This is a genomic window from Streptomyces sp. NPDC050743 (genome assembly GCF_044456925.1).
GTDB lineage: Bacteria > Actinomycetota > Actinomycetes > Streptomycetales > Streptomycetaceae > Streptomyces.
This window is the reverse complement of the sequence record NZ_JBITGJ010000004.1, coordinates 126,271-139,614: the sequence shown is the minus strand read 5'-3', so window position 1 is coordinate 139,614 and position 13,344 is coordinate 126,271. Positions and strand designations below refer to the sequence as shown.

Annotated in this window: 7 protein-coding genes; all 7 read right to left on the bottom strand. The window is 68.6% G+C overall.

The annotated features are described in order from the left end of the window. Positions 1 to 438: 438 nt before the first annotated feature. Positions 439 to 3,357 carry a putative dsRNA-binding protein gene (locus ACIBJF_RS06490; protein ID WP_399172576.1) on the bottom strand — a complete coding sequence of 973 codons (2,919 nt, stop codon included), beginning with the start codon at positions 3,355 to 3,357 and terminating at the stop codon, positions 439 to 441. Positions 3,358 to 3,611: 254 nt separating this feature from the next. Further along, entirely contained in the window at positions 3,612 to 5,072 is a 1,461-nt protein-coding gene (locus ACIBJF_RS06485) for a hypothetical protein (protein ID WP_399172575.1), read from the bottom strand. A gap of 437 nt (positions 5,073 to 5,509) precedes the next feature. Further along, a complete protein-coding gene (locus ACIBJF_RS06480; protein WP_399172574.1) occupies positions 5,510 to 8,287 on the bottom strand; it encodes a protein kinase in 2,778 nt (925 codons plus the stop codon). A gap of 393 nt (positions 8,288 to 8,680) precedes the next feature. After that, the gene (locus tag ACIBJF_RS06475) at positions 8,681 to 9,742 is read right to left on the bottom strand and encodes a hypothetical protein (protein ID WP_399172573.1); all 1,062 of its coding nucleotides are present in this window, start codon (positions 9,740 to 9,742) and stop codon (positions 8,681 to 8,683) included. Positions 9,743 to 9,896: 154 nt separating this feature from the next. Then, entirely contained in the window at positions 9,897 to 10,352 is a 456-nt protein-coding gene (locus ACIBJF_RS06470) for a Mov34/MPN/PAD-1 family protein (RefSeq protein ID WP_399172572.1), read from the bottom strand. Continuing rightward, complete coding sequence (locus tag ACIBJF_RS06465; protein WP_399172571.1) at positions 10,349 to 11,779, bottom strand: ThiF family adenylyltransferase; 1,431 nt, start codon at positions 11,777 to 11,779, stop codon at positions 10,349 to 10,351. Before ACIBJF_RS06465 ends, ACIBJF_RS06470 begins: the two co-directional genes overlap by 4 nt. 131 nt (positions 11,780 to 11,910) lie before the next feature. Further along, positions 11,911 to 12,927: a nucleotidyltransferase gene (locus ACIBJF_RS06460; protein ID WP_399172570.1), complete on the bottom strand. Its 1,017-nt coding sequence runs from the start codon at positions 12,925 to 12,927 to the stop codon at positions 11,911 to 11,913. Between the last annotated feature and the right edge of the window lie 417 nt (positions 12,928 to 13,344).

Sequence of the window (13,344 nt, the reverse complement as noted above, 5' to 3'; positions counted from 1 at the left end):
GCTCCGCCAGGACCTTTCCCCCACCGACTGGAAGACCGCCCGCGCCGAACTCCCCGACTCCCTCACCCTGCCCACCGTCGACCGACGAGCCGTTCGCGGCCTGAAATTCTCGGCGGCACTCCCCATCCGCATCGCCACCACCATCCTCGCCGAACGCCTCGCCGACTTCGACGGAGGACTCGCCACGGCCCGTGAGCCCGTACAGGTCGAATGGGGTGTCTGAACAGTCACGTACATGTCCCGCCGCGCCAAAACGGCAATAACAGCCCCGCACGAGGGCGGACGGCCTCCCGCTTCATCACGAAGCACCTTGGCCATCACGGGTGTTGGGCGTGAGTGGTCGGCACAGGGCCAAGAAGCACGGACCGCCCTTCGAGCTGCGGCGACAGGGCAGCTGGAGCCCGTTGCCCGACTTGCGGAGCGGTCTCACGAGTACGGCTACTCGTCCTGTGCCCCCCTGAGGCCGGCGGCGGCGTCGCCAGTGAGCCGCCGCCGGCCCACCGGCCCGGAGACGTAGGCGTCCATGCCCGCTGTGGCCAGGGGGGAGAGAGGAGCCGTCTCTAGATCACCGTGCAGGCGCAGCAATACATGGTCGTCACCGACCAGGCAGTCGGTGTACGGAACGGTGTGGGTCAGCAGGCGGGCGAAATCATCGCAGGCCGCCCGGACGTCCACCCTGTGGAGGCCAAGCCAGACGTGCAGTGTGCCGTCCTGAACCGTCAGTTCGACATCGATGCGGGTATCGGCCGCCTCGGCGGCTTCGCCGCACCACGTCAAGGTCTCGTCCAGCGCGCCGAGGTGGACCGGGAGCGGACGGAAGACCTCCTGACACATGTCGTCGCGGACCGTGACGCCGGTGGCCGGGGCCTGGTCGCGCCACCAGTCCTGCACGACGTCGCGGACCGAGGCGGCTTGAGGCCCGCTGCTCAGTGCTCGCCGTACGGCATCCGCCGCGTTTCGCCGGACCACGCTCGCGGCGTCGGGTCCGGGGGCGGCGGCCATGCGGCGCAGGAGCGAACCGGGCCCGATGCGCGTGTCATCGAGGACCTTCTGGTATAGCTCGCGCAGCGCGTCCGGTACGGCTGTGCCGTCTGGCCTGAGCAGAGTGCGGACGCATTCTGCCCAGGCAAGAAACGCCTCGGTGTCGCCGGTGGTGAGGAGGTCGGTGCCTAGGTCGCCGCGGGCGAGCATGCGGGCGCGCTGCCGTTCCGTCGGCCGGCCAAGGCCGTCGAGCTGGGCGCGCAGGAGGAAGGCAAGCAGGTCCCGTTCCGGGGCGGGGAGATCCTCGACGGCACCGTTGACGGGGGTGGCGAGGATGTCGAGGACAGCCTCGGCGGTCGCCTTTTTCGCCTCCGGCTTCCCCGGGGTTCCGGGCAGACGCTCGGTCCACCGATGAACCCGGCCACGAGCGTCCCGCAGCCTGATTGTGGCAGTGAAGCTCTTCAGGTGGTCCAGCCCGGAGACGTCGTAGGTGTACTCGTGGTCGATACCGTACGTGGTGGCCATGGCGGCGAGGACGGTCACCGGGTCGTGCTGGTGTTCCAGGCCGGAGAGCCAGTCGTCGAGGACGGCGGGCCGGCGCCCAAGCAGCCGCGGTCCGTGGAGGCGCCAGGCCGCGGCGACGACCGCCTGGGTGGCGTCCGACACCGCTGTGCGGCCCTGTCCGCTCTCACCGCGGCTCGTCAGCAGCCCTTCCGCGAGCTGGAGGGTCGCACCGAGCCGAGCGGTGTCGTCGTCCGAGGCGGTGAGGATGCGCGCCTCGTCCTCGTCGGGGGCGAGGCCGAGCGCGAGAGCCCGGCGGACGCGGACGTGGGCGGCGAGATGGTCCACCACGTGCGAGCCGTGGTGGGCGAGGAGGTGGTTGTCGCGCTGGCGGGCGGCGGTCGCCGCCGCCTGGTTCTCGTGCACCCAGGAGGCATGGGTGAGAGCCTGGGCGAGGAGCCCGTCCGCGCGATGGCCGAGCTCGAACATGGCCGCCAGGTCGCTTACCGTATCCCGGTGCCGGTTGCCCGGCTGCGCGTACGGCAGCGGCGACGCGGTAGGCAGGTTCGCGGGTGTCGCCTTCCGCTCGACGCCCGCCGCCGCGGCCACCTTCGGGTATGCGTCGAGCAGCGCTCGTGCCGCAGCCGCCCGCGCCGCCTTCTTGGACTGGCCGGTGCCTTCCGCCGTGCGTCCGGTTCCGGTGCGGACAGCGGCGCGGAAGACCTTGCGGTGGTCCGGGCCCTCCTCGTCGTAGTCGTATGTCAGTCCTTCCTTGTGGAAGGCCGTATGCGCCAGAGTGACGGGATCGGCTCCCGTCTCCGCGGACGGCCGGTCGAGGTCGGGCCACACGGAGGTGACCAGCCGCCGGGCGACCTCATGCTCGCCACAGAGACTGAGCACGCCGAGGATCTGCCGGGCCACTCCCTCGAAGACGGACCTGGCGGGCTGCTGCGCCTCCCCCGCGCCCATGCGCACCAGCCCCTGCTTGGCAGCCCACGCGCCGAGCGCAAGGCCGGCGGCGGCACGACGCCGGGCGTGTTCGCTCGACTGTTCGCCCACCTTCCGAGGGGTCGCCCATCGCGCATAGGCGTCGAGCAGAATCACGTCGAGCGCGGTGGCGCCGAGCCGGTCGAGCAGGCCGAGCACGTGCGGTGTGACCTGGTCGGCGTGGTGGCTCTCGTAGAGGTGACTGCGGTGTTCGGCGGCCAGGCCGAGCCAGGCGGTGACCTCGGGGCCAGGGTCCCATCCGCGCACGGCATCCCCCACGATCTCGCGGACCTCTTGCCCGTACGTGCCCACCAGCGATACGGGCGGCTCGCACAGTGCCGGGTACGTGACGTCGTGGACGTCGAGCCGCCGTTCGGCTCGGGAGTAGGGCCGGACCGGCTCGGGCGACGGACGCTGTCCGGTCGCGGGCGGGGCTGACCGCGCGGGCCGGGACGGGCGGGCAGCTTCGGGGGGTGTGGTCCAGCCCCGGCGGGTGGACGCCGGGCGCTGGCGGGCACGACGCGAGTCGGTGCGCCGAGGGGCTCCCTGCGCCTTCCGCCCGCCGGTCGGCGGTGTGCCGGACCTGCCGTCCAGGAGGTTCTGGAGTTCGTTGGTGAGCCAGGAGGGCAGTCCGGTCGGGGGGTGGCCGCCGTCGAAGAAGTCGCCGGCCAGGTCGACGCAGTACGCGTACCGCTCCCACTCGTGGTGGCGCGCGTGTTCCTGACCGAGCGTGCGCAGCGCCGACCGCATCCGCGCGTACGGCACTGTCTGGCCGGCCAACTGGTACGACGTCCGGTTCCGCGCGGCGTCGATGGCGAGCGCGATGCGGTGCACGGGTGTCGGCGGCGCGGTCTCGCGCAGCGACACGATGCCGACCCAGCGGTTCATGGCCCTCCCCCTGCCGGGTGGACGCGGCCCTGCCCGGCCCCAGCACGCGCTCCCGGGTGGCGTCGGTGCGCAGTCCCGGTGCTTGCGTACGGGCGGCGGCCTGCCCCCGGTCCTGCTGTCCCCTCCTCCCGCCGCGCCTCACAACTCCCGGTGATCACGGCGGCCCTGGCCGATCAGCGTAGGCCGCCGGACGCGGGTTCGGGAAGGGTTGCATCGCGGGCAAGAGGTGAAGCCAGTGGCCCCACCACGTGCCGCTACTGGTGCCGTCCGCCGCTCCACCACCGGCGCCGCTGAGCGGACGGCGGTTGCGGCGGGTTCACTGGCGTCGCCGACTGTGCGGTCGCGGCCGCGTCGCCCAGTACTGCGGTGCGGATCGCCGTCCAGTCTGCGGCCCGCCACCAGTTGAACAGCTCCACTGTGCTGATGACCGTCACCGGTAGTGAGTCGAGCGAGGCGACGAACTCGGGCCGCGCGTACACCGCCGCCGTCCGCTCCGACGGGTGCAGCTTGTGCTGGTGGTTGACGATCAGTACGCCGTCGGAGACCGGTTCGTCGGGCCGCAGTTGCGGCCAGGTCTCCAGATGCCGCTGGAGATGCCCGACGAGATGCTCCTGTGCGGGACCGGAGGCGCCCTTGACCTCGACCAGGCGCGATGCCATACCGTCGGCGCCGACGAGCAGGTCGGCTGACTTCGTCCCGCCGAGTTCCTCGTCCAGGTCCACGGTGTGCATTCCCGCCGCGGTCAGCACCCGCGCGACCGCATGGACCAGGTCGGTGCCGCTGCCGTACAGCAGCCCGTACCGCACCGGCTCCGCTGTCTCCTTGGCCTGTCGCAGTTCATCCTCCAGGCGCTGCTTCTCGGCCGCGTACCGCGCCTCCAGGTCCTCCAGCGCGTCGCGGGCGCTCTGCTCACCGACGGTCTGCAGATCGGGGTCGATGAAGAACGGGGACCGGGCCCGGCGCAGCGCTGCGGGCACGTATTCCGGCAGTGCCCGGTGCACCAGCCAGCCCAGGACGCTCTCCCAGCGGGTGGCATCGGGGATGAGATACCACCGCTGGTCTCCCTCCGGCGGCGTCCAGGCCGCGACCACCGGCTCCCCGAGCGAGTCGACGAGGATGGGATGCAGTTCGCCCGCAGCGGGGTGGTCCACCCTGCCGGAACCGTCGCCGTTGTACGACTGAGAGCCATACAACTTCAGGCTCCACCACGGCGCACCTTCGGAGCGGGTCAGCAGCCGGATCGCCAGATCACGGTCGGCACCCTCCAGGCCCGGCGCGATCTCGGGCCGCATCCCCTTAGGCAGTCGCCGACCACCGGCGCTGGTGGACTGGTCACCGAGGCGTACGGAGGCGTCCACCGACGACAGCGGGTTACGCGGGCGGTCGCCGTCCGCGTGGCCGACGACGGCGAAGACCAGAGCGACCTCGCCGCGCTGCCGTGCACCGCCGAGGAAGCGCTGGAACTCCTCATGACCCTGTCCGGAGAAGAAGCCTGGCTCCACGGCCGCCGGACAGTCGCTGCTCTCCATGCCCCACCATCGCGGCACGAGGCCGTGCCGCTCCCAGGGCACGTCGCCGGGGACACGCAGCGGCTCTGGCGGGCCCATCCGGTTCAGAGCTCGCTCCCTGCGGAGCAGCAGCCCCTGCTCTTCTTCGGAGCCGGGCTCAGGCTGGCCAATGTGCACCGGCACGAGGCCGGTGGTTGAGCTGCTCATCGCGGCAGGCTAGCACCCCTGTTGACACCCGGTCGGCGTACGGTCGACTCATCAGGCAGCCCGCCTGAGATCAGCTGATGAGTAGCCGAACAGTCACCAATAAGAGCTCACCGCTCGGCCCTCAATCGGCTACACGGGCGCTCGGCGGATCACGAACACACTCTCCAGACGTTCGGGGTCGACGACACGGTCGGCGGGGCTGACCGTCTGTAGCTGGTGGCTTCCTACGTCAGGCCGGGGCTGCGAGTAGCCGATCACCGCTGTTCCTTGCTGCATGGGTATGGCTGTGCTCGTACTGCCCGGTGTCCCTCGTGAACTCCTTGCTGTGCAGGCTCTGCTGGTGATGCGCACGGTCCGCGCCTGTCCAACCGTTACGGGGGCGTACGGTCGGCCGGGGCGATGAACAGACACGGAACTGCTCGCCGGGCGGGGTGGGGTCAGCCACTGGTTGCGGAGTTGATGGCGCCGCGGATGGCCATGTCCACTGTGCGCTCCCGCGTCAGATCGGCGAAGTGCCCCGCGCTGTCGGGGTATTCACGCAGGACGGCGGCGAGGATCTGAGCGGCCTGCCCGCGCAGTTGGCGCAGCCAGTCGCGGATGGCGTCGTGCTGGTCCCACTCGTTGGACGCCGCGTCCCAGGTGCACATACCGCGGGCCGCTTCCTCCAGCAGTTCCCACTGCTTTTCCCGGGCGGCGCGGACAGCGACGCCGCGAAGCCACGCGATGGCCCTCTTGGACTCGTTCCAGTGAGGCTGGCCGTTGCCGTCGCCCTGGACGTGCCCGGTCATCGCGTGCACGAGTGTGAGGGCCTGCTCGGGGTTGGCGAGGAGGAGCGGAGCGGCGGCCTTCATCTCCAGGTTCAGCAGGACGTCCAGGTAGAGCTCGTAGTCGTCGCTGTGGTCGGCGGCCAGCGCGAGCAGCCGGCCGGCGGCATTGATGTCCCCCTCTTGGGCGGCCGTCACGAGTTGCTGGGCACGTGCGATCGGCAAGTCGATGTGAGGCGACGTCTCCCGCTCGACCAGGTTGAGGAACTCGGCGATGGTCTGCGGACGCTGGAGCGGGTCCCGGTAAGTGCACTGCCTCACGACGCCGCGCCAGGGGCCCGGTGCCGGCAGAAGGGGCACGTTCGCCTCGGGCTCGATGCCCGTCAGCAGCCAGCCGATGACCTTTCCCAGGCTGAAGATGTCGCTGGAGGGTGTCGCGTTGTGGGGGTCGACGGACAGTTCGGGGGCCCCGAACTCAGCGGTGCCAATCTTGGTGCCAGTGCGCTTGGGGTTGGTCGTCTGGCCGCGGGGGCGGCGCACGATGCCCCAGTCGCCGAGTACCCAACGGCCGTCGAGGCGCAGGATGTTAGCGGGCTTGATGTCCCGGTGCAGGTAGTCCAGGCGGTGGGCATCGGCCAGGGCCGCCGCGACCGCGTCCACCAGGGCCCGCAGTTCCTGGCTGTCGTGCTGCAGCTGGGGCTGGAGGCGTTCGGCGGTGTCCTGGGCTAGCGGCATGACGAACCACTCGGCCCGCGGGCTCGAGTCGAGGACCGGCATGACGTGGCGGTTACCGCCGAGGGCCTGGGCGACCTCGATTTCGCGCAGCATCCGTGCGGTCAGCTGCTCGCGCAGCGACCTCGGCTTCTTGAACGCGACGACGGTGCCCGTCGGCTTGTGCACGGCCTCGTGGACGATCCCCATACCGCCCTCGCCGCCCGGCATCGGGAACTTCTCCAGGGCGTAGTCGCCGCGATTGCCGCAAGCCTGCTGACGCACCGCGGCGTATGGATCAGCGGCGGGAACCGGCACCGGTTCCTCCTCGACCGCGGGGCAGACGGCAGGGGCGTGGCCGGTGATCTTCACCAGCACGGGGTGGACGACGCCGACATCGTTCGTCGGCAACGAACCCAGCAGGTAGGCGGGCCCGCCCTCCGGCGCCTGGGCGAGTCCGAGGACTTCGCCGAGCTGCACCGCGGCCACCGGGTCGCTCTTGCGGGCCGCCGCGTCGACGGTGTGCAGTTCCACGCCGATACCGGCTCCGGCCCGCCCGGCCACCAGGACCGTGTCACTCCCCATGCAGGCAATGTGGCCCGGATAGGACACCGGCGTCGGCGTCCAGTCCTCCCGCTCACCGACGCTCGTACCGACGGCGAGGTCGACGACGGCGCTGTGCCCGCCAGCGGCGAGGAAGAAGCGCCGCCCGTCAAGCCAGTCGGCCGACCGCACCGCCGCGTCGAAGGCGATGGAGAACCGCTGCTGATCGCCGACCTCATCGCTCAGACGCGTGAGTGCAAGGGTCGAGCCGGTGCCGGCGCCGAACGTCGCCCCAGACCCGGACAGAACCCACACGCTCGCGTCGGGGCCGAGAAGCAGACTCGCATGCGGCTCGAACCCCCCGCCTACCGCCCGCAGTTCACCGTCGCGCCACATCACTACCGCAGGCCCGCACGGGACGCACACGGCTCCGTCCGGCAGCACGACAGCGGCGCCATGCACTCCGGGCAGTGGCAGTCGCCACCGCACCCCGCCACGCTGCAGATCCACCTCGGCCAGCCCGGCCTCGGTGGTGATCAGCGCCCGCTCGGCCGACTCCCAGGCAAGCCCGCTCGGCGGCAGCGGCCAGTCCTCTCCGGCCAGGACTACGGAGGCCACGATGCCCGGCTCCGTCCGGGCCGGCACGGTGACCGGTCCGGATGGCCGCGTCGGCAGGGACAGGGCAGGGGCCGGCTCCTCTGGCTCCTGCAGCAGCAGTTCGTGCAGCGGGGTGTACGGCGGCCGCGGCGTGCGGAACGCCGACCGGATCAGCATCGCGAGCGGGACGAGGGTGCACACGGCAGCCTCCAGATGGTCCCGGTCGAGTAGCACACCCCGCGTTCCCAGGACCGCGCGCAGGCCATCGTCCACCGCACCGGCCGGAGTCCTCGCACACACTAGGACCCATCGCACACCAGGAGGCAGGTCCCGCTGGTCAAGGGCCCGCACCGCGGCCCTTGCCGACTCGGCCACATCGGTGCCTGACGCAGCCGTCACGGTGATCACGTAGTCGCGTCCGGCGAGTTCGAAGAACACGGCCGGATCATCGGGCGAGTGGTAGTCCACCGTCGCCTCGGCGTCGGTTCGCCGGATCAGGGCCGCCACCACGTTGACCAGGAGCCGGTGCCTGTCCGGCTCCGACACCTCGTCACTGTGACACTGACCGTACTCGGCCAGCAACTCCCGTACGTCGTCCATCGACCCGCCCCGTGCATCGTGCCTGCCGGGCACCACGCCCGGAGGGGCGATTGTCGCCCACACCCGGACACGACGCGCGGTGATCACGAAGATCCGCCTACGCCCAGAGTTCAGCCGTCGTCGACAGCCCACCTCAGATTCGTCAAGGATCGAACTCATGACGCCGAGCGTCTCGACCAGGCCGCCGCCGAAGCGGGATCGAGGTCAGCACGAGAATGGCTCATTCGCAAATCACCGAGCGGGCCACGGCGCTAAGGAAGAACTTGCGGGCCGCGGACGCAGAAGGCCCCCGGGCGCGAGGAGTTACCGCGCCCTGACGTTTTCTCTGCCTGAGACCTTTCGAATCCTCATCACGAACCTTGACCAGGCACCCGACTCAGCCTTACGTGTCCATCAGCTGCTGTCTCTCCGCCAGGGGACAAGGTCAGACTGTCGTCCCAGTAGGTATCCCAGGGTGAGGGCGATCTCGGTCGGGCCGTCAGTGAAGATCCAACCCCGCAGCGCCGTGCCCTGCGTCGCGAGCATCCCCGTCATCTTGAGATTCCAATGGTGGTGGACATATCGAACCAGTGCCTCGTAGACGTCCCGTCGATCGGGGACGTTGCCCGACCGGGTGGCGAAGATCAGAGCGCCGACGCAGTGTTCTCGGTCTGCCGGGGATCCGGTGAAAAGGTATTCGTCATGCTGGCCCGCACGTGCGGCAGCAAGTGCCTTCTCCCGGGTGCCGGCCAGGTGTCCGGCCATCGGCAGGATGAGCGCAATCCGTCGCGCTGTGTCTCCGTCAGGGCGGTCGAAGGACAGCCACTCTGGGCCGTCGGTCTCTGGGTCTCGTGCCAGCACGTCGCGCAGTGTCTGCAAGTCTTTGGTATCGGGCTGGCGGGTCAGTTCGCTGTGTAGGCGGAGAGCCTCGAAGATGCCGACGCCGTCCTCGTGGGACTGCCTCATCAGCCGGAGGGAGGTGTGGCGCTGGTCCCGGAGGAGCTCGCCCAGTCGGTACGCATCGTGATGGCGCGCGGTGACGTAGAGGGAGACGTTCTCGTACGGCTGCTCCGCCTCCAGAATCCGGGCCTGGAGAACGCGGTGTGCAAAGCGAACACGGTCGTGAGCGTCGCCGGGATCCTGTTGTTGGCTTCCGAGCAGTTCGGAGACGTTGACGGTAAAGCAGCTGGGGTGCCGCTGCAGGGCGTCGGCGCGCAGTGCGGGCAGCCGTGTGACATCCCACCCTCGTTCACTCACGATGACGACGATGCCGACGCCTTCTTTGCCGTGCAGCAGTGTGGCGGACACGGCGAAAACCAGTACGGCGGCAACGGCGACGACCGCAAGCCACCACAGGTGTCCTCCCACTTCTGGCACTGCTTGCGCAAGGTTGGGCAGCAGTCCCACGGCGAGGCCGGCCGCTGCGGATGCGGTGATGGTCAACAGCCCCTGTGCGGAGGTCAGGAACCGCAGCAACCAAGTCACTCTCTGCGACGCCACACGTTCCCCAATTCCCTGTATGCGTTAGACGAACGAGGGCCCGTGCACCCCTTCGCCCGGCCGGAAAGCTCGGTGACACGTTCGCGCTGCCGCGTCCTTGACAGTCGCATCCACGCACGCTGACGCCGCATCACCTGTCGTCAGACCGGTGGTGGATTGTAAGTGGGCAGAGGTGCCCCTGGTCGGCAGAGCGTGCTTCGAACGTGTCGTCATTGCGGTGGACCAGCAACAGCAGCGGCTGGCTGTATCCGCGGGAGGCATTGCAGATGGATTGCTCGTCCTGGCTGCTTGGGCCGCAGCGTGCGGGGTGGGTGTGCCAGTCTCCGACGTAGCCGAGCCAGGGGTGGTCCAAGTCCGTGAGCGCCCGGTCGAGCGCGTCCTGCGCTCGGTGATCCGCTCGCGTCCAGGACGACGTCGTCGCATCCGGGTCTGGCACCTCGATGGCGTAGCGGGCCACGATGGCGTCGTCCTCCCACCAGCCGAGCAATAGACCTCCCGTCTCGGTGCGTCCAGCGGCAGACGCGGCTGCTCGAATGACGTCCAGAGCGCTGGCAAAGAGAATGGCTTCCAAGTGCCGCTGTTTCACGTCACCACCTGATCTTGCGGCATGGGCCCCGGGTGCACCAGCCCGATGTGGGTGTACTGCTGCTCTGGTTGAGGACGGCTCACAAACGCGACGGACGTTGGGAGCTCGCAATGTCCTGCCAACTCGTCGAGCACCACGCGGCAAGCCAGTTCGGCAGCGGCGACGACCGCTGTCGGTGGGGTACGCGAAACAGGGCTCCCGCAGCCGTTCTCTCGCAGCTCGTTCTGATCATCGAGAGCAGGCAACGGGGGGAGAAAGGTCTCTACACCCCGGGCCGGAAGTCGATCGACGCGTACGACATCTCCGTCACGTTGCGCACAGACTGTCACAACCGCCTTGTCCGCTTCGGCGTCGGTGGTATTCGCAGCGAAGGCGAGCATACTCGTGGCGCGTGCACTTCCTGTCGCGTCCACAACGATTCGGTGGTGCTGGACCAGCAGTTTGGCCTCATCGGCCGAGGTCATTGCCGTTGTCAGGGACCGCACTGCGTCGATCGCCGGGTCGATGGCCGTGAGGCAGTTTCGGACCGCCTCTGATTTCCAGGCGCCGACCTGTTCGAGGCCGGCGAGGTGTCGTACGACGTTTCCGGGGCGTAGTCGTTCGTGATCAATAAGGGTGAGACGCCGGGCCCCCGCGCGGAAGAGCAGAGCGGCCGTGAACGATCCGATGGCACCGCATCCGACGATGGCGATGGGTACGTCCGCGAGTTGTGGCGCCATCGTGCCGGCCCGCATCTGCCGTGTGAAACTGCTGGTGTCCGCGCTCTCGCAGGCTCGCACCTTGATCTCATCGGCCGCGTACTTCACCGTCAGGGCCAAGACCGACTGCTGGTCACCGCGTTGATAGCGGAGCAGCACCAGGTTCACCACGCCAGCTGCAACGAGTTGCTCTACCGAAGCCGCGCGCTCCCCGAGTACGTCGTGAATATCGGCCCAGGACCGGACAGGTCTGTGAATCTGTCCCAGATCCTCCACCCACACAAGCTGCCTGTCTGCCCGGCTGAATCCAGGGCGCCCTGCCCGTTTCTTCAAACGGTGCGGGGTATTCCGGATCTCCACCGTGCCGCTCGTGGAGCCGCGGCGGGTGCGCACAGCGTGGCCCTCAAGGCGAGCCAGGCTCTCGGCGTCGTAGAGCACGAACGTCGTCGGGTCAGCTTCGAGGTACCGCTCAAGATCACAAACGTTGTCTCCCGGCCATCCAACCGCTGTCTGCTCGAGCCAGCCAGCGATTCGGGACAGCAACTCGTCGGGATCAGTCCACGGTGCCGTGTCGGCCGGCCATGCGTCGTCCCACAAGCACAAGTTGCCGGAGACTCCAGGACGAGCTGCACGGTCGACATGAAAGGTGACCTCCAGCTGTGAACCCGGGTCAAGAAGTCGGACCTGCGGTGGATAAAAGGGGAAGCGTTCGTCGACTTCGATCTCCACGCGCGCTCGGGCTTCGGCACCACCAGCACCGCGCCAGGGAACAGGCCCTCGCAGGCGTACACCGTCGTCGGTGAAGCCACGTGCTACCAAGCCCTCGCGGAGCAGGTCAGCATCCCAGCCATCGGCCCCGCTCACGCGTAGCGGTCCTGCCCCGCCGGGACTGCCGGCGCACCCTTGAGGACACTCCTGTTCTTGGTCGTTCCGTCCGCGTTGCAATAGTCGGGCAGGGGAAAGACATCCTCCGGCACCTCGGTGTTCTCAGTCGTACCCAGCAGCTGACGCCACTTCACAGCTGCAACGCACCGATCTTCTTCATCCAGTGCCGCCTCGGCGAGATCTGCAGCCTTCGCCATCTGGTCTGCCGCTGCCTCAATCTGCTCTGACGTGGCCTTCGTCTTGATCGTCTTATCGGGCAATGTGGGATCGACCGGTCCTTCATCCACGTGCTCCGGCAGCATCTCGGCGATCCGTCGCAGGATGCGAGTGAGGTATGCGGCGACCGTCTGCTCGTCCGGCTGCAACTCCTGAAAGGCGTGGTAGGTCAGGACCTCGAAGTAGTAGCCACCCGGTTGGTCATTGACCCACGTACGGCGCACCTGTCGGACGAGTTTGACGATCCGGACATAGACGCCGCTGTCATCGTCGTCGTCATACAGGAGGAATGACTTGTTCGCCGCGGTTGTCAGCTCCGTCATTTTGGTCGGATTGGTCTCCACCCACCGCGCCCGGCCGTCTTCCTCGATCCGCTGAGGAATTTCCCAGTGATCTCCACACGGTCGTGCGATCACCACGTCCACCGACAGGTCGTAGTCGGGGAAGTCGACCTTGACCGAGCGATGCTGACGCTCCACGTCTCCCGGGAACGCCACGCCAAGAATATCGGCAACATGATCAAGAATTGCCCCTGGCCTGAGAGACCCGTCGGCTTTGGTCAGCCGTGCGAAGACATCGACATCCTTCACCCGCTTGATGGAAACGTGCCGCTTGTACGACCCGATGAGCAACGGATCGACACCAAGCCCACGAAGGCGTTCGTCACCCTCCAGCACCTTCGATACCTGCGCGTGTGCGACTTGCGCGTGAGCGGCGTCCTCATCTGGCTCGACAACGCTCAGGGCCTCTCCGAATTGGGTCGGAAGCGCGGCCATCCTTGGTCCTCTCTCCCAGTGGTGCGCCGCTTCCGGAGGAGGGCTCAGCCGCGAAGCCACATACGCCCGCTGCGCTCCAGCTCGGCCCCATGCCGAACACGCACCACATCGCTCCCAAGAGGCTACGACTCACCACTGACAATCCCGGCCCATGTCGACCCACCGCCCCTTCGGCGCCCAGGGCCGAAGGCAAGCCGTGCGGAGAACCACCGCACCCAGCAGCCCACCGGGCACATCACTTCGAGCGAGCGTGACATGAGGACGTCTGATCAAGATCAGGACCGCCCGCAGGCCATCATGACTGGTCAGAAGCCCACAGGGCAATTGTGGAAGGGGTCACCCGTACGCGCCGGGGGGGAGGAGATCCTCGGCATCAACATCGAGGAGCTGGAGCTGGCCGGCCGCCGAGCCCCGGTG